This is a genomic window from Pseudomonas sp. Leaf434 (assembly GCF_001425545.1).
Taxonomy (GTDB): domain Bacteria; phylum Pseudomonadota; class Gammaproteobacteria; order Pseudomonadales; family Pseudomonadaceae; genus Aquipseudomonas; species Aquipseudomonas siliginis.
This window is the reverse complement of the sequence record NZ_LMQZ01000010.1, coordinates 252,751-277,767: the sequence shown is the minus strand read 5'-3', so window position 1 is coordinate 277,767 and position 25,017 is coordinate 252,751. Positions and strand designations below refer to the sequence as shown.

Annotated in this window: 23 protein-coding genes, 1 pseudogene and 1 riboswitch; of the genes and pseudogenes, 15 read left to right on the top strand and 9 right to left on the bottom strand. The window is 61.0% G+C overall.

The window, feature by feature from the left end:
* Positions 1-235 precede the first annotated feature (235 nt).
* Positions 236-469: a hypothetical protein gene (locus ASG55_RS21785; protein ID WP_039761314.1), complete on the bottom strand. Its 234-nt coding sequence runs from the start codon at positions 467-469 to the stop codon at positions 236-238.
* A gap of 205 nt (positions 470-674) precedes the next feature.
* Between ASG55_RS21785 and ASG55_RS21780 the strand changes: the two genes are divergently transcribed.
* On the top strand, positions 675-1,259 hold the full coding sequence (locus ASG55_RS21780; RefSeq protein WP_039761315.1) for a YajG family lipoprotein: 585 nt from the start codon (positions 675-677) through the stop codon (positions 1,257-1,259).
* Between the two features lie 348 nt (positions 1,260-1,607).
* Here the strand turns inward: ASG55_RS21780 and ASG55_RS21775 are convergent, their stop codons facing one another.
* The gene (locus ASG55_RS21775; protein WP_016770662.1) at positions 1,608-1,814 is read right to left on the bottom strand and encodes a hypothetical protein; all 207 of its coding nucleotides are present in this window, start codon (positions 1,812-1,814) and stop codon (positions 1,608-1,610) included.
* A gap of 193 nt (positions 1,815-2,007) precedes the next feature.
* Between ASG55_RS21775 and ASG55_RS21770 the strand changes: the two genes are divergently transcribed.
* Positions 2,008-2,286 (top strand): hypothetical protein, encoded by a 279-nt coding sequence (locus tag ASG55_RS21770; RefSeq protein WP_016770663.1) that lies wholly within the window; start codon positions 2,008-2,010, stop codon positions 2,284-2,286.
* A 132-nt stretch (positions 2,287-2,418) separates the two neighbouring features.
* Here the strand turns inward: ASG55_RS21770 and ASG55_RS21765 are convergent, their stop codons facing one another.
* Positions 2,419-3,585, bottom strand: coding sequence for a 1-acyl-sn-glycerol-3-phosphate acyltransferase (locus ASG55_RS21765; protein WP_041479984.1), 1,167 nt, complete (start codon positions 3,583-3,585; stop codon positions 2,419-2,421).
* 138 nt (positions 3,586-3,723) lie between these two features.
* Here ASG55_RS21765 and ASG55_RS21760 point away from each other — a divergent pair, with 138 nt between their 5' ends.
* Genes ASG55_RS21760 through ASG55_RS21750 form a run of 3 tightly spaced genes read left to right on the top strand, consistent with a single transcriptional unit; the run spans position 3,724 to position 4,835 of the window.
* Positions 3,724-3,906 (top strand): CPXCG motif-containing cysteine-rich protein, encoded by a 183-nt coding sequence (locus ASG55_RS21760; protein ID WP_041479983.1) that lies wholly within the window; start codon positions 3,724-3,726, stop codon positions 3,904-3,906.
* Between the two features lie 9 nt (positions 3,907-3,915).
* Positions 3,916-4,176 (top strand): putative signal transducing protein, encoded by a 261-nt coding sequence (locus ASG55_RS21755; protein WP_041479982.1) that lies wholly within the window; start codon positions 3,916-3,918, stop codon positions 4,174-4,176.
* Between the two features lie 35 nt (positions 4,177-4,211).
* On the top strand, positions 4,212-4,835 hold the full coding sequence (locus tag ASG55_RS21750; RefSeq protein ID WP_039761324.1) for an SOS response-associated peptidase: 624 nt from the start codon (positions 4,212-4,214) through the stop codon (positions 4,833-4,835).
* Positions 4,836-5,041: 206 nt separating this feature from the next.
* Here ASG55_RS21750 and ASG55_RS27750 read toward each other — a convergent pair whose 3' ends face one another.
* Complete coding sequence (locus tag ASG55_RS27750; RefSeq protein ID WP_371915155.1) at positions 5,042-5,785, bottom strand: methyl-accepting chemotaxis protein; 744 nt, start codon at positions 5,783-5,785, stop codon at positions 5,042-5,044.
* Positions 5,786-5,896: 111 nt separating this feature from the next.
* Positions 5,897-6,094, bottom strand: a pseudogene (locus tag ASG55_RS27745) (HAMP domain-containing protein); the annotation flags it as partial.
* Positions 6,095-7,434: 1,340 nt separating this feature from the next.
* On the opposite strand from ASG55_RS27745, the gene ASG55_RS21740 reads away from it, so the two are divergent.
* Complete coding sequence (locus tag ASG55_RS21740) at positions 7,435-8,253, top strand: M48 family metallopeptidase (protein ID WP_016773242.1); 819 nt, start codon at positions 7,435-7,437, stop codon at positions 8,251-8,253.
* Between the two features lie 157 nt (positions 8,254-8,410).
* Here ASG55_RS21740 and ASG55_RS21735 read toward each other — a convergent pair whose 3' ends face one another.
* The 3 genes from ASG55_RS21735 to ASG55_RS21725 form a co-directional block, all read right to left on the bottom strand.
* Positions 8,411-8,995: a TMEM165/GDT1 family protein gene (locus ASG55_RS21735; protein ID WP_041479980.1), complete on the bottom strand. Its 585-nt coding sequence runs from the start codon at positions 8,993-8,995 to the stop codon at positions 8,411-8,413.
* An 88-nt stretch (positions 8,996-9,083) separates the two neighbouring features.
* Positions 9,084-9,208, bottom strand: a riboswitch (yybP-ykoY riboswitch).
* Positions 9,209-9,247: 39 nt separating this feature from the next.
* Complete coding sequence (locus ASG55_RS21730; RefSeq protein WP_056790248.1) at positions 9,248-10,246, bottom strand: class I SAM-dependent methyltransferase; 999 nt, start codon at positions 10,244-10,246, stop codon at positions 9,248-9,250.
* Between the two features lie 33 nt (positions 10,247-10,279).
* Positions 10,280-11,245, bottom strand: coding sequence for a 2-hydroxyacid dehydrogenase (locus ASG55_RS21725; RefSeq protein WP_056790246.1), 966 nt, complete (start codon positions 11,243-11,245; stop codon positions 10,280-10,282).
* 240 nt (positions 11,246-11,485) lie between these two features.
* Here ASG55_RS21725 and ASG55_RS21720 point away from each other — a divergent pair, with 240 nt between their 5' ends.
* From ASG55_RS21720 to ASG55_RS21690, 7 genes are all read left to right on the top strand, one after another.
* Positions 11,486-12,115, top strand: a complete 630-nt coding sequence (locus ASG55_RS21720; RefSeq protein ID WP_056790244.1) for a LysE family translocator — start codon at positions 11,486-11,488, stop codon at positions 12,113-12,115.
* Positions 12,116-12,383: 268 nt separating this feature from the next.
* Complete coding sequence (locus tag ASG55_RS21715) at positions 12,384-14,066, top strand: fatty acid--CoA ligase (RefSeq protein ID WP_056790242.1); 1,683 nt, start codon at positions 12,384-12,386, stop codon at positions 14,064-14,066.
* Positions 14,067-14,403: 337 nt separating this feature from the next.
* Positions 14,404-16,293, top strand: coding sequence for a DUF1302 domain-containing protein (locus ASG55_RS21710; protein ID WP_056790239.1), 1,890 nt, complete (start codon positions 14,404-14,406; stop codon positions 16,291-16,293).
* Between the two features lie 27 nt (positions 16,294-16,320).
* The gene (locus ASG55_RS21705; RefSeq protein ID WP_024014265.1) at positions 16,321-17,685 is read left to right on the top strand and encodes a DUF1329 domain-containing protein; all 1,365 of its coding nucleotides are present in this window, start codon (positions 16,321-16,323) and stop codon (positions 17,683-17,685) included.
* Positions 17,686-17,860: 175 nt separating this feature from the next.
* The gene (locus tag ASG55_RS21700; RefSeq protein WP_056790235.1) at positions 17,861-20,596 is read left to right on the top strand and encodes a LuxR C-terminal-related transcriptional regulator; all 2,736 of its coding nucleotides are present in this window, start codon (positions 17,861-17,863) and stop codon (positions 20,594-20,596) included.
* 63 nt (positions 20,597-20,659) lie between these two features.
* Positions 20,660-21,301, top strand: a complete 642-nt coding sequence (locus ASG55_RS21695) for an MBL fold metallo-hydrolase (RefSeq protein ID WP_162245422.1) — start codon at positions 20,660-20,662, stop codon at positions 21,299-21,301.
* Between the two features lie 120 nt (positions 21,302-21,421).
* On the top strand, positions 21,422-22,156 hold the full coding sequence (locus ASG55_RS21690; RefSeq protein WP_041479972.1) for an OmpA family protein: 735 nt from the start codon (positions 21,422-21,424) through the stop codon (positions 22,154-22,156).
* Positions 22,157-22,411: 255 nt separating this feature from the next.
* On the opposite strand, the gene ASG55_RS21685 is transcribed toward ASG55_RS21690, so the two are convergent.
* On the bottom strand, positions 22,412-22,846 hold the full coding sequence (locus ASG55_RS21685; RefSeq protein ID WP_016773251.1) for a YhcB family protein: 435 nt from the start codon (positions 22,844-22,846) through the stop codon (positions 22,412-22,414).
* Between the two features lie 144 nt (positions 22,847-22,990).
* Here ASG55_RS21685 and ASG55_RS21680 point away from each other — a divergent pair, with 144 nt between their 5' ends.
* Entirely contained in the window at positions 22,991-23,620 is a 630-nt protein-coding gene (locus ASG55_RS21680; RefSeq protein ID WP_056790369.1) for an alpha/beta hydrolase, read from the top strand.
* A gap of 24 nt (positions 23,621-23,644) precedes the next feature.
* Positions 23,645-25,000, top strand: coding sequence for a tryptophan--tRNA ligase (locus ASG55_RS21675; RefSeq protein ID WP_056790230.1), 1,356 nt, complete (start codon positions 23,645-23,647; stop codon positions 24,998-25,000).
* Positions 25,001-25,017 lie beyond the last annotated feature (17 nt).

The following is a 25,017-nucleotide window of genomic DNA, read 5'->3' as shown; positions in this document are numbered from 1 at the left end:
GCGAATGACAGCTCTGCAGATTCGCGAAAAGCGGGTTTTTGCCGGAAGAACAGGCAAGCGCGCCAACTTCACTCGATCTGTGTGGGCGGCTCTCTGTGGGCGATTTTGATGTCGATGCATGCGCATTGACGCTGTTGCGGGGCCCGATCAGGAGACGTCCTTATAATCGGGGGGAGATTGTAGCGAAGAAATGCGCGCAGTTGCTCGTGTTTAATGACTTTTATTAGGCATCCGGTCAGATGCTCAACTGCACCTGACCCCGTGCGCGCATTTGTCGCGGTACGACCCGGGCGCTGGCGGGCAGCGGCTGGTTCAGCCAGGTCAGGCGGATTTCTTCGATTTCCACCCAGCCGTCGCCCATCGGTTGCAGGCTGCACTGTTTGAAGGCCTGGCAATGACCGTTGCGGTCGAGCAGGGCAAAGCTGCGATGCAGCGGGCGTGGGGCGAACAGCGAGATCAGATAACGCATGGCAGAGTTCCTTGAAGGAGGACTGCTGTGAAGCTTGCCGGTGGGCCGTGACGTCGCGGTGTATGGACGGTGAAGAATGTGTGACAGGAACCGCTTTCAGCGGGGTTTGTCAGACATTTCAGTATTCACTGTGCGACGCTGGTTACGCGCAGTGGCCCACCGCTATACTGCCGGCCTGTTTGTGCCTGATTCTGGAGAGAAGAGCATGTTGCAACGCCTGTTGTTCGGTTTGATCACTGTCGCCGGTTTGACCCTCGCCGGCTGCGCCCACAGCCCGCAACAACTGAATCCGGAGCCGAAGCTGACCACGCAACTGCCAGCGGTCGGTCGCGGCCAGCCTGTCATCGTGCGTGTGGTCGACGGTCGTCCGTCGCCAACCCTCGGCACCCGTGGCGGTCTGTACCCGGAAACCAGCGCCATCACCGTGCAGCGCGAGCAGATCCTGCCGAAGCTGCAGGCCCAGGCCGAAGCCGCCGTACGTTTGCTCGGCTTCACCCCGACCACCAGCGCACCTAACGCGCCGCAGCTGACCGTGACCCTGGCCGAGCTGAAATACCAGTCGCCGAAAGAAGGCATGTACGTGACCGAAGCCACCATCGGCGCGACCTTCCGCTCCGACGTGCAGAACGCCAACCGCCGTTACAGCGGCCGTTACGGTGCGTCGCTGGACCAGCGCTTCGGCATGGCGCCGAATCAGGAGACCAATACCAAACTGGTCAGCGATGTATTGAGTGACGCACTGACGCGTCTGTTCAAGGACCCGACCGTGGGTCAGGTGCTCGCTGAGTAAGCTTGCGGCGAATATGAAAAAGCCCGGGGCCAGTGATGGTTCCGGGCTTTTTTGTGGATCTGAGATTTGTGTCGTATGGGAAATCGATTCCCCTCACCCCAGCCCTCTCCCGAGGGAGAGGGAGCCGATCGCGTGTGCTTCAAAACCTGAATTCGGCGCGGTATCTCATGTCGGCGTATCTACCGCAAACACCTCGGTCAGTCCCCTCTCCCCAAGGAGAGGGAGCCGATCGCGTGTGCTTCAAAACCTGAATTCGGCGCGGTATCTCAAGTCGGCGTATCTACCGCAAACACCTCGGTCAGTCCCCTCTCCCTCTGGGAGAGGGCTAGGGTGAGGGTCTTTTGACGTTCAGGCAGCCTGAGAATAGAAATCAAGCACGCTCACGCCAGTCAACAAATCGGTCTCGGGCAGGTCCGCATGCTGATGCCCGCCCAGCGCGCAATACACCAGCCAGTGCCGATCCTGCACGTTGAAGGCAAGGCTGCCGACCAGGCTTTGCTGGTCGTCGTAAGGAGTGATGAGGTACAGGCGATCCTGGTTTTCCGCGTGCAGCATGTCGCATTCCATTCGGGTTTCGAGGCGCGCAGGGTGAAGCATCCACGTGACGATGCCATGACACAGGACAGCCATCGGTCGATTGTCAGGTTATTTGTCGCAAAGGCTGGGGCAGGGCGTCAGGGTTTGGGTAGAATCCGCGCCGCGGTCGTCGGTCTGGCGTCTGCCACACCGGTTAAGTTCGAGGTCTGTGATGTCGCTGCACTTGATGACGCTGTTTACCGCCCATCCCGCCAAGTTGATCAACCTGCTGGCCTTGCTCCTGGCCTTTCCCGGCAGCTGGCTGCTGCACGCGACCCGCCGCCGTGAGCAACGCGCCCAGGCCAGTCTGGCGGCACAGCGCCAGGCGCAGCCCAATGCCGAGCCGATGCTCGATTGGGCGACGTTGCGCATGAACCGGTTTTTCTATCGCTTCGGATTTGCTTGCCTGGGGCTTGCTTTGATCGTCTCCTGGATCAGCACGCGCTTCTGAAAGCAAAAGCAAACCCTGTGGCGAGGGGATTTATCCCCGCTGGACTGCGTAGCAGGCCCCGTTTTTCTCAGGTAAAAACTTGGGAGCGCTGCGCACTCCAACGGGGATAAATCCCCTCGCCACAGCCGTTGCCTACAGCGGCAATCCAGCCTTGACCCGATACTGATTACGCACCGGCGTCGCATATTGCAGCACCAGGTACGGACGATGCTCAGCGGGGCAGGCGTCCAGACGGCTTTGCCACTCATCCTGCGCCTTGGCCAGTTCGTCAGCCGGGAACACCTCGGCCGCCGTCGGCACATTCAGTTGCGGATCGGCATCCGCCCACTGCGCGTACGCCAGATAATGCACCGGGAACAACCGGTAGCCGCCGAGAATCTGCTTGTCCATCTCGATCGCCAATTGCTTGGTGTCCTCGAACACTTCGGTGATCGGCGCGGCAAAGTTCACGTGGACCCGGCCCTTGTAACCGGTGATGCCCTTGGCGATGCTCACGTCATCCTCGCCCGGCGCCTTGGCGTAGGTGCCGGTGGTGGCGCGGATGTAGAGTTCGCGGGCCTTGGCCTGGTCGCACGGGTCGTACTCATAGCTGATCGACACCGGCGTCACGTTGAGCGAGCGGATCACTTCGCCGAACGGCTCGTCCTTGCGGCTCATGTGAAACATCTTGAGGATCGCCGACTCGGTGCGGTCGTCGCCGTCCTTCGCCCGACCTTCAGCCTGAGCAATCCAGATCGACGCGCAGTCGTTGCGGATCGAGTGGTTGATGTACGCCGACAGCAACTGATAAGCAGCCATCTTCTCGCGGCGGCCGGTGATCGAGCGGTGGACGATAAAGCTCTTGTTCAAGCGCATCAGGTCACTGACAAAAGGCTTCTGCAGCAGGTTGTCGCCAATCGCGATGCGCGGCGTCGGCAGGCCGGCGTGGTACACGGCGTAATTGACGAAGGCCGGGTCCATGACGATATCCCGGTGGTTGGCGATGAACAGGTAGGCGCTGCCGGACTTGAACTGCTCGACACCGGTATACGTCACGCCGTCGGTGGCGCGCTCAATGGTGTGGTCGACGTAGAACTCGACTTTGTCCTGTAAGGTAGCCACGGAATTCACGTCGGCAAACTCACGACGCAGCCGATGGGCTATAAGAGGTTTGAGCATCCAGCCGAAGGCACCGGCAAAACGCGGGAAGCGGAAGTGGGTGAGGATATCTAGAAACGCCTTGTCGCCGAGCAGCCTTGCCAGTACCGCAGGTACTTCGCTGTCGTCGTAAGGTCGGATGGCATCGAATTCGCCCATCATGCTCTCTTGTTGGAAACGGCTAGGGTAAGTAAAGGGTTTGATCGAAAACCCGCAGGGCACGGTCTGAAAAGTAGCCAGACAAAAATAGCCCTGCAAATAGACCGGCGATTATACGCACAAGTCACTTGGGAGACCGCGATGCTGGAAGATGCACGGTATGAATGTCCGTATTGCGGTGAGGAAGTCGAGACCACGCTGGATTTGTCCGGCGGCGATCAAACGTATATCGAGGATTGCCAGGTGTGCTGTCGTCCGATCACCTTTGTCCTGCAAGTCCATGAGGACGAGTGGCATCTGGAAGTCTTCAGCGAAAACGAGTGAGGGCCGCGTATGCAGCGCATCTACGAACCGGCGAACCTGATGGAAGGCGAGATGCTCAAGGGCATGCTCGCCAACGAAGGAATCGAGGCGCACCTGATCGGCTGTGATCTGGTGGGCGGTACGGGTGAACTGCCGATCTTCGGCCTGCTCGGGCTGTCGGTGGATAACGATCAGGCCGAATACGCCCGCGAGCTGATCAACTTGTACAATGCCGCGCTGCCGCTACACGGCGACGAACCGGAGAGCTTCCCCGGGACGCTGGTCTGTTAGGCTGGCGCTGGTTTTATTCAGAGTTATGTTGCCCCATGTGTGGACGTTATGCCCTGTTTCGCTGGAACCGCGACTTTGCGGCCCTGCCAGGTTTTCCCGCCGATCAACAGGCGCAGTGGAACATTTCCCCCAATGATTCGGTGTTGATGCTGCGTGCCGACGAAGACGGCCAGCGCACGTTGGCCCGTGCGCGCTGGGGCCTGACACCGCCGTGGCTGACCGATCTGTCGAAGACCCCGGCCCATGCTCGCGCCGAAACCGTGGCCGAGCAGCCGATGTTTCGTGAGGCGCTGCGTCTGCGGCGTTGCCTGCTGCCGGCCAACGGTTTCTACGAATGGCGCGGCACTCAGCGCAAGCGGCCGTACTGGTTGACGCCGGGGGAGGGCTCGTCGTTGTTTTTCGCCGCGATCTGGGAAGCGTATCCGGTGCAGGAACAGGTCTGGCTGAGCACGGCGGTAATCACTCAATCGGCGGCGAGTCAGCGGCGACCGTTGATTCTCGATGAAGCGGGGCAGGCTGCCTGGCTTGATCCCGAAACGCCGCTGCATGTGCTGCAGGGGTTGCTCGCCAGTGAGCCGGCGGCGCTGCGTGAGCGGGTGTTGGCGAATCTGGTGAATGATCCGAAGTTGAATGGGCCGGAGTGTTTGACCCCGGCTTGATTTGCGTGGATCAAAAGCCCCTCACCCCAGCCCTCTCCCGGAGGGAGAGGGCGCCGAATGGGGGACGCTTGAGAGGTACACCGACCTGAACGATCTGTTGTGAATCCATAATCGACTGTTTTTTTCAGGTCGATGTATAGCGCAAGACATCGCGGTCGGTCCCCTCTCCCTCCGGGAGAGGGCTAGGGTGAGGGGCTCTTGATCTTTCAGACCTTGAACTGATTGATCAACCGCCGCTGCTGTTCCGCCAGTTTGGTCAAGCCGGCGCTCGCCGAGCTCGATTCATCCGCACCGCCCGCCACTTCATTCGCCACCTGACCGATGTTGATCACATTGCGGTTGATGTCGTCGGCCACTGCGCTTTGCTCTTCTGCCGCACTGGCAATCTGCGTGTTCATATCGTTGATCACCGACACCGCTTGAGTGATCGTCTCCAGCGCTTCGGCCGCTTTCGCCGCGTGCTGCACGCTTTCGTCGGTGCGGTTCTGGCTGTCTTCCATGACGCGCACCACATCGCGGGTGCCCTGTTGCAACTGCTGGATCATGCTCTGGATTTCTTCGGTGGCCTTCTGGGTTTTCTGCGCCAGATTGCGCACCTCGTCGGCGACCACGGCAAAACCGCGACCCTGCTCGCCGGCGCGCGCGGCTTCGATTGCCGCGTTCAGTGCCAGCAGGTTGGTCTGTTCGGCGATGCCGCGAATCGCAGTGAGGATGGCGTTGATGTTTTCGCTGTCCTTGGCCAGCGTCTGCACCACCTCGACAGCCTTGCCGATTTCCACCGCCAGTACGCCAATCGAATTCGAGGTGTCGCGCACGATCTGCATGCCCTGGCTGGCGGCCTGATCGGCGTGGCTTGCCGCTTGTGCGGCCTGCGTGGCGTTGCGCGCCACGTCCTGGGCGGTGGCGGTCATTTCCTGCACCGCTGTGGCCACCTGATCGATTTCGGCCATTTGTTTCTGCACGCCGATGTTGGTGCGGATGGCGATGTCGGCGGTGTGTTCCGAGGAATCGCTGACGCTCTGCACCGAGGTCACCACCTGGGTAATCATCGCCTGCAACTTCGCGAGGAAAGTGTTGAAGCCTTTGGCAATCGAGCCCAATTCGTCGCTGCGGTCACTGCTCAAGCGACGGGTCAGATCGCCTTCGCCCTGAGCGATGTCATCGAGCATGGCGACCATTTGTTTGAGTGGCCGCGCAATGCCGTGGCCCACCAGCCAGATCACCAGCAGGCCGATGCCGGCGATGATCAGGCCGACCATGGCCATGCCGAAGGTGTCGGATTTGCGCTGGGCATCAAGATCAGCCTGGAGGTTTTGCAGATCGGCCATGACCGCGTTGAGCGGCAATTGCAGCATCAGTGTCCAGCGTGCGTCGGTCTGGCCGATGCCGAACGGCAGGTACAGTTCGATGCGGCCCTTGGCCTGATTCATCGAGTAGGTGACCTCGTCGCGCTTGAGACTGGCCAGATTGCTGGTTTGTTCGGCGTCGAGAATGTCGCTGACTTTTTCGCCGAATTTGCTCGAATCCTTGGTATAGGCAACGATCCGCCCATTGCCGCCGACCAGGGCCATTTCGCCGGCACCGCTGTAGAGTTTCTGGTTGGCGGCGAGGAGCATGTCCTGAATGAAGTTCACCGAGAGGTCGGCGCCGACGATGCCCTGGAACGCCCCGTTGACCATGATCGGTTCAATGAACGAGGCGAGCATGACGATCTTGTCGCCGACCTTGTACGGTGCCGGGTCGATCACGCAGGCTTTCTTCGTCTCTTTCGAGCACAGGTAGTACTCGCTGGCGCGCACCCCGGTGGACAAGGTTTTCTGATCGTCGACATCGGCCAGTTTGTCCACGCCCAGACTGCCGTCGGTATTGCGGAACCACCACGGCAAAAAGCGCCCGGTGGCCGGATCGATACCGACCACGGCGCTGCCGATGTAGGCCGCGTCATTGTGGTCCAGTGCGTTTTTTTCCCAGCCGATGTAGGTGCCGAGAACCTTCGGGTTCTTTTCTACGTTTTCCTTGATCAGGCTGATCAGTTGCTCGCGGCTGACGCTCAGGCGCGGCTGGCCGTCGGCGCCGGTTGTACCGAGCAGGGCGTTGACGCGCACCAGGCCGCCGGCAATCAGCAGCGGCGCTTCGAGTTCGCGCTGGATCTGGCTGACCTGGGTCTGCGCCAGCGAGGTCAGGCGCTGTTCGATGACTTGCTCGAACTGCGCCTGGGTGCGCTGTTGCACCATTTCTTGAGTGCGGGCGCCGGAGAACAGCGCGTACAGCACCAGCGCCGCGACCACGCTGAGGACGATGGCGCCGGCCAGAGCGGCGACGGAAAACTGGATCGACTTGAACTTCATGGGAGCTCCGCACGCAAGAGGACAATCTGCGAGGGATTTATCGGCGGGGTGGGCGCGGCCATGAGAGACGCTGGTCGGAATCGCCGCGCGATGTCGCTGATGGATCGGTGCACGGCGGATTCAATGCGCGTCGAGGAATTTCCAGCCAGTCTTGCGGCCTTAGGTGGATGTACGCGCAATGCGTCCGTTGTATCTGGCGCCAATACAATTAGCCGCCTAGGATACGCCTCAGGTTTTCAGGGAGCTTTTGAATGAACAAGACATTAGTGGTAAGTGCTTTGAGCGCAGCGCTGTTGCTGGCCGGTTGTCAGTCGGTCAACACCACCAGCGGCGGCGCCGTGGGCGTGGAGCGCAAGCAGTACATGTTCAGCATGCTGTCCTCGCAAGAGGTCGACCAGATGTACGCACAGTCGTATCAGAAGACTGTCGGCGAGGCGTCGAGCAAAGGTGTGCTGGACAAGACCAGCCCGGAAGCCAAACGCGTGCAGACCATCGCCAACCGCTTGATCGCCCAGGCGCCGACCTTCCGCCCGGACGCGGCGCAGTGGCAATGGGAAGTCAATCTGATCAAGAGCGATGAGCTCAACGCCAACTGCGGTCCCGGCGGCAAGATCATTTTCTACACCGGGCTGATCGACAGCCTGAAACTCACCGACGATGAGATCGCTGCGGTCATGGGCCATGAAATCGCCCACGCCCTGCGCGAGCACGGTCGTGAAGCGATGTCCAAGGCATACGGGATGGAGATGGCCAAGCAAGGCGCCGGTGCCTTGTTTGGTCTGGGTCAGGACAGCCTTGCGCTGGCCGACACCGTGGCCAACTACGGCATGACCTTGCCCAACAGCCGCGCCAACGAAAACGAGGCTGACCTGATCGGCCTGGAACTGGCCGCCCGCGCCGGCTACAACCCGAACGCGGCGATCACCCTGTGGGACAAGATGAGCAAGGCTTCCGAAGGCGCGCCACCGGAATTCATGAGCACTCACCCGGCATCCAGCAGCCGCATTGCTGCGTTGCAGGCAGCGATTCCGAAGGTGATGCCGTTGTACGAAAAAGCCCCGAAGTCCTGAGCCAATGATCGTTCCCACGCTCTGCGTGGGAATGCAGCCCGGGACGCTCTGCGTCCCATTGGAACGCGGAGCGTCCCTTGAGGCATTCCCACGCAGAGCGTGGGAACGATCCTTCAAATCCCCTCACCACAGGTTTTGGGTAGTTCAGTAGACGGGGTTAAACCCAGCCACTGCTCTGCATCGCTTTATAAACCGCAACAATCGCCAGAATCATGAACGCCGAAGCCGCGAGGCGGCGGATCAGGGTCAGCGGCAGTTTCTCTGCAGCAAAGTTACCCGCCAGGACCACCGGCACGTTGGCAATCAGCATGCCCACGGTGGTGCCGATAATCACCAGCCAGAGTTCCGGATATTGCGCGGCGAGCATCACCGTGGCGATCTGCGTCTTGTCGCCGATTTCCGCGAGGAAGAACGCGATCAGCGTAGTCAGGAACGGCCCGAACTTGCGCGCCGTGCTGGCTTCGTCGTCATCCATTTTGTCCGGGACCAACGTCCACAGTGCCGTGGCGGCGAAGCTGGCGGCGAGGATCCAGTGCAGAACGGCGTCGGAGAAGAAACTGCCGACCCAGGCGCCTACCGCACCGGCTGCTGCGTGGTTGGCCAAAGTCGCGGCGACAATCCCGGCGATGATCGGCCAGGGTTTGCGAAAGCGAGCGGCGAGAATCAGCGCGAGCAGTTGCGTCTTGTCGCCGATTTCGGCCAAGGCAACGATAGCGGTGGGAACGAGTAACGAGTCCAGCATCAGGGATTTCCTAAGGGGCGGGTCGACACGGCTATGACACGTACAGCCTTCCCGCCCCGGGTAAGGTGTGCGTGTCATAGGTCTTGTCAAACCCTGCGATCCGTCTGGTGCGGACGCTTGGGTCGCATACGCCATGATCTGAGGATCAAGTATGTTGACGTATGCCGGACGAGCTTGGCGCTCGTGGGAGACTACTCCCCTAGGACGGAGCGGATTCTGCCTAGGCAAATCCGATTGGGCAAGAACAAATTTTCAACCGCGCTTGGCCCGGTAAATCCGGAAACCATTGCCTTCAGCCTTGATCGCACACACGCCCAAGTGCTCCTCGATCAACGGCTGATACTTGAGAAAGCTGTTCGCCACAAGGCGCAGTTCGCCACCGTTTTTCAGATGTTTCGCCGCTTTTCGCAGCAGGTTCTCCGTAGCGAAATAATCGGTGTGCACGCCGACATGGAACGGCGGATTGCTCAGAATCGCGCTCAAACCCATTGGCGCGGCATCGATGCCGTCCCCGGTCAGCACTTCCGCCTCCAGGCCGTTGGCGGCCAGGGTCAGACGGCTGCTGGCGGCGGCGAACGCGTCGACATCCAGCAAGGTGACCTGATTGTGCGGATAGCGACGTTTCACCGCAGCCCCGAGCACGCCGGCGCCGCAACCGAAATCGAGCAGATGGCCGCTCGGCAGTTTGTCCAGATGCTCCAGCAGCAGGGCGCTGCCGCGATCCAGTCGACCGTGGCTGAACACGCCCGGCAAACTGATGACTTTCAACGGCCCTTCGGCCAGGGGCAGTTCGTAGGTCTGCGCAAGACTTTCCAGGGATTTCGCTTCAGGCGCATTGGCCACGGTGACTTGCCAGAGCTGGCAGTGACGCGCGCTGTCGAGTTTACGTGGCTTGCCAAAAGGATTGAGCTGTTTGGATGCGCCTTCGATGCCGCTGCGTTTTTCCCCGACCAGAAACACCTCACGCCCGGCCAGACGCGACGCCACGGCGTTGAGGATGTAATCGGTCAGGTCCTTGGATTTGGGCAGGAACACCACAGCGCTGTCGAACTCGCGCTCCGGGACATTCACGCCGAACTGGCTGCGGCCCTCAAAACGCGCGTCCAGTGCGGCTTGGTCGCCAGCGTGCCAGCACCAGCCGAACGCATTGGGCAGACGCCCGAGCAAATCATCGGCGGGCAGGCCGGCCAACAGCAGCGAACCCTGGAATAACTCGGCCTGACGAAGCAGTACTTCACTGCGCGGATCCATAACTGCTCCTTGAAAAAAAAGTGCCGCAGTTTATCAACTGACGACCCGCAGCGCCTCACCGCTGAAGAACGCCTGGGCGTTTTCGCTCAGTTGCCCGACGATACGCTGGCGCGCCTCGCGGCTGCCCCAGGCGTTGTGCGGGGTGACGATCAGGCGCGGGATATCGGCGGCGAGCAGCGGATTGCCCAGGGTCGGTGGCTCGACACTCAACACATCGGTGGCCGCACCGCCGAGATGACCGCTGCGCAAAGCGTCGGCCAGCGCCTGCTCATCAATCAGGCCGCCGCGGGCGGTATTGACCACAAATGCGCCGGGCTTCATTGAGGCCAGTTCGCGGGCGCCGATGAAATGCCGGGTGTGCTCGTTGAGCGGGCAGTGCAGGGTAAGGGCGTCGATCTGCGGCAGCAGTTCTTCCAGCGGCAAGCGATCCGGCCGAGCCGGGCGCCCGGGAATCTGTCCGAGCAACACACGCATGCCGAACGCTTCGGCCAATCGCGCCACGGCGCCACCGAGCTCGCCATGGCCGAGCAGGCCGAGGGTTTTGCCTTGCAGTTCGACGATCGGGTAGTCGAGCAGGCAGAACTGTTTCGCCTGCTGCCAGCGGCCTGCGCTCACAGCTTTCTGATAGTCGGCCAGGCGCGTGGCGAGGTTGAGCAACAGCATGATCGTGTGTTGCGCCACCGACGGCGTGCCGTAAGCCTGGCAATTGCACACGGTGATGCCGTGAGCGCGGGCGGCAGTGAGGTCGACATTGTTGGTGCCGGTGGCGCTGATCAGGATCAGTTTCAGTTGCGGGTTGGCAGCCATTGCAGCGGCGTCGATCACGACTTTGTTGGTGATCGCCACACTGGCGCCGTGCAGGCGTTCGCTGACCTGTTCCGGCAACGTCTGGGCGAACAGCTGCAAGTCGCTGAAGCATTCGCGCAACGGACCGAGGTCCAGATCGCCGAGATCCAGCGAAGGGTGATCAAGGAATACCGCGCGGCGCGTGTTCGTCATCAACTGTACCTTTTGTGCTGTGAGCGGAGGGCGTACTCTGCCGAGCCTACCAGATGAAACAATTGGTTACTCGACACCGAGATGCCTTGAACTCTTGTGGGAGCGAGCCTGCTCGCGAAAGCTCTGGCCCAGTCAACATCTCTGTTGGCTTACCCAGCGCTTTCGCGAGCAGGCTCGCTCCCACAGGGAAAGCATTCGGCAATGAGTCCAGTGTGAACATTCGAATCCTGAGGAGCCCCCATGTACTGGACCGAGTTCTTGACCGTTGCCCTGATCCACTTGCTCGCCGTGGCCAGCCCCGGCCCGGACTTTGCCGTGGTCGTGCGCGAGAGCGTGACCCATGGGCGCCGCGCCGGCACCTGGACCGCGCTGGGCGTGGGCTCGGCGATTTTCCTGCATGTCGGCTATTCGTTGCTCGGCATCGGTCTGATCGTGTCGCAATCGATCGTGCTGTTCAACGCGCTGAAGTGGGCCGCCGCCGCGTATCTGCTTTACATCGGCTTCAAGGCCTTGCGCGCGCAACCGGCGAAAACCGTCACCGATGATTTGCACCGGGAAACCGGCGTACGCACCGCGCGGGGCGCGTTTACCTCGGGCTTCGTCACCAACGGCCTGAACCCGAAAGCCACGCTGTTTTTTCTCTCGCTGTTCACCGTGGTGATCAATCCGCACACGCCGCTGGCCGTGCAGGCCGGTTACGGCGTTTACCTGGCGGTGGCGACGGCGATCTGGTTCTGTCTGGTGGCGATGCTGTTCAGCCAACACCGCGTGCGCGCCGGCTTCGCGCGCATGGGCCATTGGTTCGACCGCACCATGGGCGCGGTGCTGATCGCTCTCGGCGTGAAAATCGCGTTCACCGAGATGCACTGACCGGGCCGCATTGTTCTCTTGTAGGAGCTGACGAGTGCAACGAGGCTGCGATCTTTTGATCTTGTCTTTTCATAAGCAAATCAAAAGATCGCAGCCTTCGGCAGCTGGTACAGGGGCCATATCCAATTTCCCGATACCTGGGGTGCTGGCGCAAAGCTAGCATTTGTACGGCTCTGCAAATCATTCCTTTGGCTGATTTGACTGTCATGCAGGCGCACTAGAGTACGAATCTCTCCGCCAACACCGTGCAGTCAGAAAAGGGATTCTTATGTTGCAGACTCGGGTCATTCCGCCGGCCGATGGGGCCTACCAGTATCCATTGCTGATCAAACGGTTGCTGATGTCCGGCGCCCGTTACGAGAAAACCCGCGAAATCATCTACCGCGACCAGTTGCGCTATAGCTATCCGACCCTGATCGAGCGGGTTGCGCGGCTGGCCAACGTGCTCACGGCTGCCGGGGTCAAGGCCGGTGACACCGTGGCGGTGATGGACTGGGACAGCCACCGTTATCTGGAATGCATGTTCGCCATTCCGATGATCGGCGCGGTGATCCACACCATCAACGTGCGTCTGTCGCCCGAGCAGATCCTCTACACCATGAACCATGCCGAGGACCGCTTCGTGCTGGTCAACAGCGAGTTCGTCGGGCTGTATCAGGCGATTGCGCCGCAGCTGACCACGGTGGAGAAAACCCTGCTGCTGAGCGATCTGCCGGAGAAAACCGCAGAGCTGCCGAACCTCGTCGGCGAATATGAGCAACTGCTGGCCGCTGCGAGTGCGCAATACAATTTCCAGGACTTCGACGAAAACTCGGTCGCCACCACGTTCTACACCACCGGCACCACGGGCAATCCGAAAGGCGTGTATTTCACCCATCGGCAACTGGTGCTGCACACCATCGGCGTGGCGACGATCATGGGTTCGATCGACAGCGTACGGCTGCTCGGCACCAACGATGTGTACATGCCGATCACGCCGATGTTCCATGTCCACGCCTGGGGTTTGCCGTACGTGGCGACCATGCTCGGGCTCAAGCAGGTCTACCCGGGTCGTTACGATCCGGAATATCTGGTGGAGTTGTGGCGCAAGGAGAAGGTCACCTTTTCCCATTGCGTGCCGACCATCCTGCAGATGCTGCTCAACGCCAAGGCCGCGCAGGGTGCCGACTTCGGCGGCTGGAAGATCGTCATTGGCGGCAGCGCACTCAATCGTAGTCTTTATGAAAACGCCAAGGCCCGTGGCATTCAGCTGACGGCCGCTTACGGTATGTCGGAAACCGGGCCGCTGGTGTCCTGCGCGCACCTCAACGACGAACTGATGGCCGGCAGCGAAGACGAGCGCACCACTTACCGGATCAAGGCCGGCGTGCCGGGGCCATTGGTCGAAGCGGCGATTGTCGACGGCGAGGGCAATTTCCTTCCGGCCGACGGTGAAACCCAGGGCGAACTGGTGCTGCGCGCGCCGTGGCTGACCGAAGGCTATTTCAATGAACCGCAGAAGGGCGCCGAGCTCTGGGCCGGTGGCTGGTTGCACACCGGTGACGTCGCCACGCTCGACAGCATGGGCGTGATCGATATTCGTGATCGCATCAAGGACGTGATCAAGACCGGCGGCGAGTGGATCTCCTCCCTTGACCTCGAAGACCTCATCAGCCGCCATGCGGCGGTACGCGAAGTAGCAGTGGTGGGCATCGCCGATCCGCAGTGGGGCGAGCGCCCGTTTGCCTTGCTGGTGGTCCGCGAAGGGCAGGTGATCGGTGCACGGGAACTGAAGGAACACCTCAAGCCGTTCGTCGAGCTGGGACACTTGAGCAAGTGGGCGATCCCCAGTCAGATCGCCCTTGTTACCGAAATTCCCAAGACCAGCGTCGGCAAGCTCGACAAGAAGCGCATTCGCCTCGACATTACCGAGTGGCAGGCCAACAACAGCACCTTCCTTTCGACACTTTGAGTGTCTGCTGGCGCGCCGAAACCGGCGCGCCAGACCCACCAAGCAAGCGCTTGGCTTGTGAAATCGAAAAAATCAGCCATCCTTGCCGTGCCGACGTGTGTCGGACTGGCGAAAGGACTGTTCCAGAGTGGTTGGCGGCTGCAAATCACACTTTAGAGGGATCAAGCACTACCACCCGCTGGCTATAGTCCGCTCAAGGACTTTTTGAAAACGGAGCACACGCACTGAACGGGGCGAGCAACTCTGGAACGATTTCGGGCAGCCCTGGCGCCCGGTCCTCCACAGCGTTTTTAAAAGTACTCACTGCCATAACAATAATGCACATGGAGTAGCGTCGATGACCTCAGTAAACCAGTTCTGGCGCCGGGCGAAACTGCCTCTGGCGGTCAGTCTTGCCTCCTCGCTCGCCGGGCCTGCATTCGGCGTCAGTTTCAACGTCGGTGAAATCGAAGGCCAGTTCGACTCGTCCCTGTCGATCGGTGCCAGTTGGTCTACTCAGAGCCCGAACAAGAACCTTATCGGCGTCAACAACGGCGGCCGTGGCCTGTCGCAGACTTCCGATGACGGGCACGCCAACTTCAAGAGCGGCGAAACCTTTTCGAAGATCTTCAAGGGCATCCATGACCTTGAATTGAAATACGGCGACACCGGCGTGTTCGTCCGTGGCAAATACTGGTACGACTTCGAACTGAAGGACGAGAGCCGCGAATTCAAGGACATCAGCGACAGCAACCGCAAAGAGGGCGCCAAGTCCTCCGGCGGGCAGATCCTCGACGCCTTCGTCTACCACAACTACGCGATTGCCGATCAGCCGGGCTCCGTGCGTCTGGGCAAGCAGGTAGTGAGCTGGGGTGAAAGTACCTTCATCGGCGGCGGCATCAACTCGATCAACCCGATCGACGTCTCCGCGTTCCGTCGTCCGGGCGCCGAGATCAAGGAAGGCCTGATTCCGGTCAACATGTTCTACGTGTCGCAGAGCCTCACCGATAACCTCTCGGCCGAAGCGTTCTACCAACTGGAATGGGACCAGACCGTCGTCGACAACTGCGGCACCTTCTTCTCCCAGCCGGACATCGTTGCTGACGGTTGCGACAGCAATCTGCGCGTGCTGAACAAGCGTTCGCAGATTCCGGCGATCGCTTTGGGGCCGTTGGCCGCCAACGGTGTGAACGTCGACCAAGAAGGCGTGCTGGTGCGCCGTGGGCCGGACCGTGACGCGCGCGACAGCGGTCAGTGGGGCGCGTCCCTCAAATACATGTTCGAGCCACTCGACACCGAGTTCGGCGCGTACTTCATGAACTACCACAGCCGTGCGCCGATCTTCAGTGCAACCGGCGCACCGCAGTCGGTCTACAACACTGCCGCCGCGCTGCCGGGGCCGTTCGCCGCACTCGCACCGCTGCTGGTCGCGGGCAATTCGAATTACTTCATCGAATACCCGGAAGACATTCGTCTCTACGGCCTGAGTTTCTCCACCACCCTGCCTACCGGTACGGCGTGGAGCGGTGAGATCAGCTACCGTCCGAACGCGCCGGTACAACTGAACTCCACCGACATCCTGTTTGCCGGCGTGCGTCCATTGGGCGGTGCACTGACCAACGCTTCGCTGCTCACTGGCGTGCCGGGTCAGGATCTGCATGGTTACGAGCGCAAGGAAATCACCCAGATCCAGACAACGTTCACGCACTTCTTCGATCAGGTCATGGGCGCCAGCCGTCTGACCCTCGTCGGTGAAGTCGGCGCGACCTACGTAGGTGGCCTGGAAAGCCGTTCCGACAAGCGTTACGGCCGTGATCCGGTCTACGGTCCGGGTGAGTTGCCGGCTACTGGCACAGTCGATACCTGCGCCAACATCCTCAACAACAGCACCATCAACGGCGCAGGCCCGGGTTCGCCGCAGAACAACCGCAGCCGCAATTGCGAAAACGACGGCTTCACCACGTCGATGTCGTGGGGCTACCGTGGTCGGGCGATCTGGGAATACAACGACGTGTTCGCTGGCGTGAACCTGAAGCCGAACGTGGCCTGGTCCCACGACGTGAGCGGTTACTCGCCAGGCCCTGGCGGCAACTTCGAGGAAGGTCGCAAAGCGGTCAGCCTGGGCGTCGACGCCGAATACCAGAACACCTACACCGCGAGCCTGGCTTACACCAATTTCTTCGACGGCAAGTACACCACCGTGGATGACCGCGACTTCGTGGCGCTCAGCTTCGGCGTGAACTTCTAAGCACTGCATTTCAGGACGAACGAATTTATGAAAATAACAAAGAGTCTGTTCCACGCCGGTGTTCTGGGCCTGTCGCTGCTGGCGACCAGCGTCATGGCGGCGGTGCCTGCTGCCGAAGCGGATAAACTGGGCAAGAGCCTGACGCCAATGGGCGCGGAAATGGCCGGTAATGCCGACGGTTCGATCCCGGCCTGGAAACCGCTGCCGAAAAATGCCGGCAGCGTCGACAGCAAGGGCTTCCTGTCCAACCCTTACGCCAGTGAGCAGCCGCTGTTCACCATCACCGCCAAGGATGTCGACAAGTACAAGGACAAGCTTGCCCCGGGCCAGTACGCGATGTTCAAGCGCTACCCGGAAACCTTCAAGATGCCGGTCTATCCGTCCCATCGCGGCGCCACCGTGCCGGATGACGTGTTCGCCGCGATCAAGAAGAACGCCACCAGCACCAACCTGGTGTCCGGCGGCAACGGTCTGGAAAACTTCGATACCGCCGTACCATTCCCGATCCCGAAAACCGGTGTGGAAGTGATCTGGAACCACATCACCCGTTATCGCGGCGGCAGCGTGACCCGTCTGGTGACCCAGGCCACGCCGCAACCGAACGGCTCGTACAGCCTGGTGTACTTCCAGGATCAGTTCGTGTTCCGCGACAAGATGAAGGATTACGATCCGGCGAACCCGGGCAACATCCTGTTCTACTTCAAGCAGAAAGTGACCGCGCCGGCGCGTCTGGCCGGTGGCGTACTGCTGGTGCACGAGACGCTCGACCAGGTCAAAGAGCCGCGTTCGGCGTGGGTCTACAACGCCGGGCAACGTCGTGTGCGCCGTGCACCGCAAGTGTCGTATGACGGCCCGGGTACTGCCGCCGACGGCCTGCGTACCTCGGACAACCTCGACATGTACAACGGCGCGCCGGATCGTTACGACTGGAAGCTCGAAGGCAAGAAAGAGATGTACATCGCCTCCGACAGCTACAAGCTCGACGATCCGAAACTGAAGTACTCGGACATCATCAAGGCCGGTCACATCAACCAGGACCTGGCTCGCTACGAGCTGCGCCGCGTCTGGCACGTGGTCGCGACCCTGAAGGAAGGCCAGCGCCACATCTACGCCAAACGTGACTTCTACATCGACGAGGACACCTGGCAGGCAGCGGTCATCGACCACTACGACGGTCGCGGCCAACTGTGGCGTGTAGCCGAGGCGCATGCCGAGAACTACTACGACAAGCAAGTGCCGTGGTACGCCCTCGAAACCCTCTACGACCTGCAGTCCGGCCGCTATCTGGCACTGGGCATGAAGAACGAAGAGAAGCAGGCGTATGACTTCGGCTTCACCGCTACCACCAGCGACTTCACCCCGGCCGCTCTGCGTCAGGATGGTGTTCGCTAAACCTGCGTAAACCCGAGGCCGCATCCTCGTGAAAACGCCCCGACCGGTTCGGGGCGTTTTTGTGTCTGTAGCCTTTTTGTAGCCATTTGTAGCAGTGACCTTCATTACCTCTTCGTTTAAGGCTAGGCTGCGGACATCTGCAACGCCGCCAATCGCCTTCGAACAAGAGCCGGCCATGACTGATCTGTCCCCACTTCCGGGTCCCGCAAGCATCACCGTCGCAGCACTGGACGGGCGTTTTTTCCGCCCGCCGCTGCCTGATGGCTATGTCTTGCGGCCTCGCCTTTGCCAGCGTCTGCAGGCCGGGCTCGGAGGTCGGTTGCTGCTGGTCAGCGCCCCGGCCGGGTTCGGCAAAAGCTCGCTGGCGGTGGAGTTCTGTCAGAGCCTGCCGGCGCACTGGCAAAGTCTCTGGCTGGGCTTGAGCCCACGGGACAGCGATCCCGGACGTTTTCTTGAGCGCTTGCTCGAAGGTCTGCAGGACTATTTTCCTGCGTTGGGCGCTGGCGCTCTTGGTCTGCTGAAAATGCGTCAGCGTCATCAGCCATTCGCTTTTGAAGAATGGCTCGACGGTCTGCTCGATGAGCTGGCGCTGCATCTCGATCCTGCTGCACCGCTGCTGCTGGTGCTCGACGACTACCACCTCGCCCAAGGGCCGGTGCTGGATCGTTGCCTGCAATTCTTCCTCAATCATCTGCCCGATGGCTTGCTGGTGATGGTCACCAGCCGTCAGCGCCCGGACTGGCATCTAGCGCGTCTGCGCCTGTCGCGGCAGTTGCTCGAGCTGCACGAACAGGACTTGCGCCTGACCCACGACGAAGCCCTGACCTTGCTCGACCGCCACAGCAGCTCACTGCGCGGCGAAGCACTGGAAAGCCTGATCCAGCGCAGCGAAGGCTGGGTCGCCGGCCTGCGCTTCTGGCTGCTGGCGGTGGCCGAGGCGGGCAACGATGCCGCGCTGCCGCAGGCGCTGAACGGCGGCGAGGGGTTGATACGCGACTATCTGCTCGAAGAAGTCATCGATTGCTTGCCGGCCGAAGTGCAATCGTTTCTCTACGAAACCGCTCCGCAGGAACGCTTTTGCAGCGAGCTGTGCGACGCGGTCCGCGAAGCCCATGACAGCGCGGAAATCCTGCGCTTTCTCCTCGCCCACCAAGTGTTTCTGGTGCCGCTGGACGAGCATGGTCACTGGTATCGCTATCACCATTTGTTCTCCGACTTGTTGCGCAGCCGGCCAATCGCCCAGGCGATGGTGCCGAACGCCACCCTGCATTTGCGCGCCTGCCGCTGGTTCAATGCGCAGGGCCTGCTCGACGAAGCGGTGGAGCAGGCGTTGCGTGCCGGGCATCTCGATGTTGCGGCGAATCTGGTACAGAACCTGTCCGAAGAACAGCTGCTCGCCGAGCAGAACGTCGGCATGCTGCTGCGCTGGAAAATGGACTTGCCCGACAGCCTGCTGATCAGCACGCCACGGCTGATCGTGCTCTACAGCTGGGCCTTGGGGCTGGCCTGTCAGCTCGACGCCGCTGAAGAGCTGGCCAGCCATTTGAGCCGTTTCCTGCCGGCGCCTTCGGCCACCGCGCAGAAGTCGATGCTGGCGCAGTGGCTGGCGCTGAGCGGGATCATCGCTCGCGGGCGCGGCCATCGCGATTTGACCCTGCGTTATTGCAGTGAAGCGCTGGAGAGCCTGCCGGCCAAGCGTTATGGCCAGCGGCTGATGTGCCTGTCGACCTTGTCCAATCTGGCGATCGCCGACGGTGATCTGTGGCGCGCCCGTGGCCTGAACCGTGAATCCCTCGAGCTGGCGCAACGGGTCGGCAATCCATTATTCGAAGCGTTGGCTCACTACGACAGAGCTCGAGTCTTGCAATCGAGGGGCGAGATTCTGCGTGCGCTCGATGAAGTGCATCAGGGCCTGGAACGCTTGCGCGGTCTGTCGCCGCAACGCCTGTACGCTGTACGCGCGCGGCTGACGTTGTACGAAGGTTTCCTGCTGGCGATGCGTTTGCAGCCGCAAGCCGCACGCGTGCGTCTGCTGGCCGGCATTGGCGAGGCGCGCGCCTGTCGCGACATCAGCGTGCTGATCGGCCACTGCGTGATTGCCCGCCTCGACGGCGCCAGCGGCGAGTTCGCCAAGGCCTTCGCCGAACTCGCCGAAGCCGAACGCCTGATGCACATCTGGGACGTGCCGCCGATCTACTATCTGGCGATGATCACCCTGGTCAAATGCGAGCTGTGGCTGGCCCAGGGCCGGATTGATCTCGCCGAGGCGTGGCTTGCACGATTGGGCCAGACCTACACCGGCGAAAACGCTGCGGCGCCACCGGAGTTTCATCCACAGCTGCCGCTGCATGTGGAACTTCAACAGGCGCTGCTCGATGTGATTCAGGGGCAGCCTATGCTCGCCGAAGGGCGGCTGAACGTGTTGCATGAAAACGGCCAGCGGACCGGACGCCAGTTGCTCAGTGTGATGGCGTTGACGCAGAAGGTGGCGCTGTTGCTGTCGAGTGGACGCGAGCCCGATGCGCGCAAGGTGTTGAGTCAGACGCTGGAAGCTGCGGCCGGCGGCGTTTACCAGCCTTTTGATGCGCTGCTGAAAAACCATGCCGACTGGTTGCGCGGACAATTGCAGGCGCTCACTTGCAACGCGGTCGGCCAGCAATTGCTCACGCATTTTCCAACAGCCGCGCCACGCCCGGCCGTGGAAAGCTCCGCTACCGAACAACTCAGCAGCCGCGAACTGGCGGTGCTGCGCCTGATCGCCCAAGGCTGTTCCAATCAGGAAATCAGCGAGCAGTTGTTCATTTCCCTGCACACGGTGAAAACCCACGCCAGCCATATCAACAGCAAGCTGGGGGTCGAGCGGCGTACGCAGGCAGTGGCGCGGGCGAAGGCGTTGGGGTTATTGCTCTAGCGACGGTAAAATTCGCCATCGGCCGTTGCCAACGGCGTTGACCCTGTCCAGGATTTTTCCATGATCACGCCCAGCCCTGCGCTTATCCGCGAAACCTTCCCCGTCGGCCCGCTCCAGTGCAACTGCACGATCATCGGCGACCCACTCACCAAAAAAGCCATCGTCGTCGATCCCGGCGGCAACCCGGACCTGATCATGGCGCGCCTCGATGCCCATGGCCTGAAAGTCGTCAGCATCATCCACACCCACGCGCATCTCGATCACTTTCTCGCTTCCGGGCAGATGAAGGAGAAAACCGGCGCGACCCTGCATCTGCACAAGGAAGACCAGTTCCTTTGGGACAATCTGGAGATGCAATGCCAAATGTTCGGCGTGCCTTACACCCCGGTTCCATCGCCGGATCGCTGGTTGAGCGATGACGAAGAACTAGCCTGCGGTTGCGGTGTGGCACTGCACACGCCGGGACATACACCCGGGTCCATGAGCTTTTGGTTTTCCGAGGCTAAGCTGTTGATAGCCGGCGACACGCTGTTTCGTCGCGGGGTAGGGCGTACGGATTTGTGGGGTGGCGATCAGGCGACCATCGTGCGTTCGATCAAGCAGCGGCTGTATACGCTGGACGAGGACGCAACGGTTGTCACCGGGCACGGCCCGGACACGCGTCTGGGTGATGAGATGCGCGAGAACCCGTTTGTGCGTGCCTGAATTTTTTGTCACGGGCAGCGGGCGGAATTTTTAGGCATTGTCATGATCCAACGCCCGCGCAGGTCCATTGATTGATCAGTGGCCGCTGCACCACAGAATGCAGAAAACCAGGAGCTCTCCATGTTCACCACGCGTCGTTTGATTATTGTCGCTACTGCCGTGGCCGTGCTGTCCGGCTGCGCCTCGCCTAATCCGTATGACAATCAGGGTCAGGCCGACGGTGGCTCGCAAGGCATGAGCAAAACCGCCAAATACGGTGGCCTCGGTGCACTGGCCGGCGCACTCGCCGGTGCCGCCATCGGTCACGACAACCGTGGCAAGGGCGCCTTGATCGGCGCTGCTGTCGTCGGTGCCTCCGCTGCCGGCTACGGCTACTACGCCGACCAGCAGGAAAAGAAACTGCGCGCGAGCATGGCCAACACTGGCGTTGAAGTGCAGCGGCAGGGCGATCAGATCAAGCTGATCATGCCGGGCAACATCACCTTCGCCACCGATTCGGCGAACATTGCCCCGAGTTTCTACCAGCCGTTGAACAACCTGGCCAACTCGCTGAAGGAGTTCAACCAGAACCAGATCGAAATCGTCGGTTACACCGACAGCACCGGCAGCCGCCAGCACAACATGGACCTGTCACAACGTCGTGCGCAGAGCGTGGCGACCTACCTGACCTCGCAAGGTGTCAGCGGTGCCAACCTGTCGGCCCGTGGCGCCGGCCCGGATAACCCGATTGCCAGCAACGGCGACGTCAACGGCCGCGCGCAGAACCGCCGCGTTGAAGTCAACCTGAAAGCCATTCCGGGTCAGCAGTATGGTGGTCAGCAGCAACAGCCGGGTACGGTGCAGCAGTATCCATAAGCGATTGCCTGAATGAAGAAATGCCCGATCCTGTGATCGGGCATTTTTTTGTCTGGGCAGTGCCGGCCTCTTCGCGGGCAAGCCCGCTCCCACCGGTATTGGCGGTGGCCACAAAGTCTTTGTTCCACACCTGACCCCTGTGGGAGCGGGCTTGCCCGCGAAGAGGCCAGCGTTGTGACCGCAAAATCAGCCGATACAAAAAAGCCCCCGGACAACAGCAATGTCCGGGGGCTTTTTGTTCGCAGCGAAGACTGCTTACTTCTTCAAACCATAATGTTCATCGAGCATGCCAGGGGAATTTGGCGATTTCGGTGCGTAGTCACGCGGTGGCTCCTGATCGCGCGGTGGCGTCAGGCGTTCGCGAGGTGCTTGCGCTGCGTCGGCGTGCAGGGCGGCGATCAGGCGCTGGCGGGTCTGCTCGTCCAGGGCCAGACGATTGGCGCCCTCGGCGAGGTGGTCCTGCACTTCCTGATAGCTCTGGGTCAGTTTCTTGACCAGCATCGCTGTGCTGTTGAAGTGGGTGACCACTTCGTTCTGATAACTGTCGAAACGCTCCTGGATATCATCCAGTTGACGCTGCGTGCGGCTCGGTGCGGCGTTCGGCGCAACGCGCGCGATCAGGAATCCAATGGCGACACCCACAACCAGGGCAAGAGTCGGTAACAACCAAACTAAGAGCGAGTGTTCCACGAGTCCTTCCTCTATAAACGGCTTTGCTTTACGTTAACGGCTCGAACCTGCGCTGTATACCGCGATTCACTCGCAATAGATTGGCACAGACAATTTGCTAGACGAGTCGACCCGATTCGAGGTCACGGAGTTCCTCCCTTGCTGATGCGTGAAACCCCTGTAGTTATTGACGGCCCGGTGGGTCAATTGGAAAGCCTTTACCTGGATAACGAGCAGCCGCGCGGCATCGCGCTGATCTGCCATCCGAACCCGGTACAGGGCGGCACCATGCTCAACAAGGTCGTCTCGACCCTGCAGCGCACCGCGCGTGACGCAGGTCTGATCACCTTGCGTTTCAACTATCGCGGCGTCGGCGCCAGCCAGGGCACGCATGACATGGGCGCCGGTGAAGTCGACGACGCCCAGGCCGCCGCCACATGGCTGCGGAAAAAACACCCGGATCTGCCGCTGACCCTGTTCGGTTTCTCCTTCGGCGGATTTGTTGCAGCAAGTCTCGGCGGCCGTCTCGAAGCCCAGGGCGTGCAGCTTGAGCACCTGTTCATGGTTGCCCCGGCGGTGATGCGTCTGGGTGAACAGGATCAACTGCCGCAGCACGGCGGGTTGACCGTGATCCAGCCGGAAACCGATGAAGTCATCGATCCGCAACTGGTCTACCAGTGGTCGGAACAACTCCAGCGCCCCCATGAGCTGCTGAAAGTGGCAGAATGCGGACACTTTTTTCACGGCAAGCTGACCGATCTCAAGGATCTGCTGCTGCCGCGTCTCTCGAATTGATTGCAGTCTGACAAGCGATTACCCATGACCAACCGTACCCGCATTCTCACCGGCATCACCACCACTGGCACGCCGCACTTGGGCAACTACGCTGGGGCCATTCGCCCGGCAATCCTCGCCAGCCGCGACAGCCAGGCCGATTCGTTCTATTTCCTGGCCGACTACCACGCCCTGATCAAATGCGATGACCCGCTGCGCATCCAGCGCTCGCGTCTGGAAATCGCCGCGACCTGGCTGGCCGGTGGCCTCGATGTCGACCGCGTGACGTTCTACCGCCAGTCCGACATCCCGGAAATCCCCGAGCTGACCTGGCTGCTGACTTGCGTCGCTGCCAAGGGCCTGCTCAACCGCGCGCACGCCTACAAGGCCTCGGTGGACAAGAACGTTGAGACGGGTGAAGACCCGGATGCCGGCATCACCATGGGCCTCTACAGCTATCCGGTGCTGATGGCGGCGGACATCCTGATGTTCAACGCGCACAAGGTGCCGGTCGGTCGCGATCAGATTCAGCACGTGGAAATGGCCCGCGATATCGGTCAGCGTTTCAACCATCTGTTCGGCCAGGGCAAAGAGTTCTTCACCATGCCCGAAGCGCTGATCGAAGAAAGCGTGGCGACCTTGCCAGGCCTCGACGGTCGCAAGATGTCGAAGAGCTACGACAACACCATTCCGCTGTTCAGCAGCGCGAAAGAAATGAAGGACGCGATCTCGCGGATCGTCACCGACTCCAGGGCCCCGGGCGAAGCGAAAGATCCGGACAACTCGCACCTGTTCACTCTGTTCCAGGCCTTCGCCACTCCGGCGCAGGCTGACGAGTTCCGCAGCGAACTGCTCGGTGGTTTGGGCTGGGGTGAGGCGAAGAATCGCCTGTTCCAGTTGCTCGACAATGAGCTGGGCGAGGCGCGCGAGAAGTATCACCAGTTGATCGAGCGTCCTGCGGATCTGGAAGACATTCTGCAGATTGGTGCGAAGAAGGCCCGCGCCGTGGCCACGCCGTTCCTCAATGAATTGCGTGAAGCCGTTGGCCTGCGTTCTTTCGTCAATCAGGTTCAGGTCGCCGCCACCACCAAGAAGAAAGCCGCGAAAGCCGCACGTTTCGTCAGCTTCCGCGAGGACGACGGCAGCTTCCGTTTCCGTCTGCTGGCGGCCGATGGCGAGCAATTGCTGTTGTCGCGCAACTTCGCCGACGGCAAGACTGCCGGCCAGGTGACCAAACAGTTGCAGTCCGGCGAGTCGCTGGATGTGCGTACTGATGACCTGAGCTTCAGCGTCTGGCTGGCCGGTGAGTGCGTGGGCGACAGCCCGGCGTTTGCCAACATCGGTGCGCGGGACGCCGCCATCGAGGCGTTGCGCGTCGCACTGACTCCAGCTCAAGACTGATCGGCGGCACGACCCGA

Excerpts from the sequence above, each read along its gene's own strand:
- ASG55_RS21715 (WP_056790242.1), top strand. The coding sequence starts at position 12,384 with ATGTTGCAGACTCGGGTCATTCCGCCGGCCGATGGGGCCTACCAGTAT.
- ASG55_RS21690 (WP_041479972.1), top strand. The coding sequence starts at position 21,422 with ATGTTCACCACGCGTCGTTTGATTATTGTCGCTACTGCCGTGGCCGTG.
- ASG55_RS21705 (WP_024014265.1), top strand. The coding sequence starts at position 16,321 with ATGAAAATAACAAAGAGTCTGTTCCACGCCGGTGTTCTGGGCCTGTCG.
- ASG55_RS27750 (WP_371915155.1), bottom strand. The coding sequence starts at position 5,785 with ATGGCCGAAATCGATCAGGTGGCCACAGCGGTGCAGGAAATGACCGCC.
- ASG55_RS21730 (WP_056790248.1), bottom strand. The coding sequence starts at position 10,246 with ATGGATCCGCGCAGTGAAGTACTGCTTCGTCAGGCCGAGTTATTCCAG.
- ASG55_RS21710 (WP_056790239.1), top strand. The coding sequence starts at position 14,404 with ATGACCTCAGTAAACCAGTTCTGGCGCCGGGCGAAACTGCCTCTGGCG.
- ASG55_RS21725 (WP_056790246.1), bottom strand. The coding sequence starts at position 11,245 with ATGACGAACACGCGCCGCGCGGTATTCCTTGATCACCCTTCGCTGGAT.
- ASG55_RS21675 (WP_056790230.1), top strand. The coding sequence starts at position 23,645 with ATGACCAACCGTACCCGCATTCTCACCGGCATCACCACCACTGGCACG.
- ASG55_RS21760 (WP_041479983.1), top strand. The coding sequence starts at position 3,724 with ATGCTGGAAGATGCACGGTATGAATGTCCGTATTGCGGTGAGGAAGTC.
- ASG55_RS21680 (WP_056790369.1), top strand. The coding sequence starts at position 22,991 with ATGCGTGAAACCCCTGTAGTTATTGACGGCCCGGTGGGTCAATTGGAA.
- ASG55_RS21770 (WP_016770663.1), top strand. The coding sequence starts at position 2,008 with ATGTCGCTGCACTTGATGACGCTGTTTACCGCCCATCCCGCCAAGTTG.
- ASG55_RS21720 (WP_056790244.1), top strand. The coding sequence starts at position 11,486 with ATGTACTGGACCGAGTTCTTGACCGTTGCCCTGATCCACTTGCTCGCC.
- ASG55_RS21750 (WP_039761324.1), top strand. The coding sequence starts at position 4,212 with ATGTGTGGACGTTATGCCCTGTTTCGCTGGAACCGCGACTTTGCGGCC.
- ASG55_RS21755 (WP_041479982.1), top strand. The coding sequence starts at position 3,916 with ATGCAGCGCATCTACGAACCGGCGAACCTGATGGAAGGCGAGATGCTC.
- ASG55_RS21780 (WP_039761315.1), top strand. The coding sequence starts at position 675 with ATGTTGCAACGCCTGTTGTTCGGTTTGATCACTGTCGCCGGTTTGACC.
- ASG55_RS21785 (WP_039761314.1), bottom strand. The coding sequence starts at position 469 with ATGCGTTATCTGATCTCGCTGTTCGCCCCACGCCCGCTGCATCGCAGC.
- ASG55_RS21735 (WP_041479980.1), bottom strand. The coding sequence starts at position 8,995 with ATGCTGGACTCGTTACTCGTTCCCACCGCTATCGTTGCCTTGGCCGAA.
- ASG55_RS21765 (WP_041479984.1), bottom strand. The coding sequence starts at position 3,585 with ATGATGGGCGAATTCGATGCCATCCGACCTTACGACGACAGCGAAGTA.
- ASG55_RS21740 (WP_016773242.1), top strand. The coding sequence starts at position 7,435 with ATGAACAAGACATTAGTGGTAAGTGCTTTGAGCGCAGCGCTGTTGCTG.
- ASG55_RS21775 (WP_016770662.1), bottom strand. The coding sequence starts at position 1,814 with ATGCTGCACGCGGAAAACCAGGATCGCCTGTACCTCATCACTCCTTAC.
- ASG55_RS21700 (WP_056790235.1), top strand. The coding sequence starts at position 17,861 with ATGACTGATCTGTCCCCACTTCCGGGTCCCGCAAGCATCACCGTCGCA.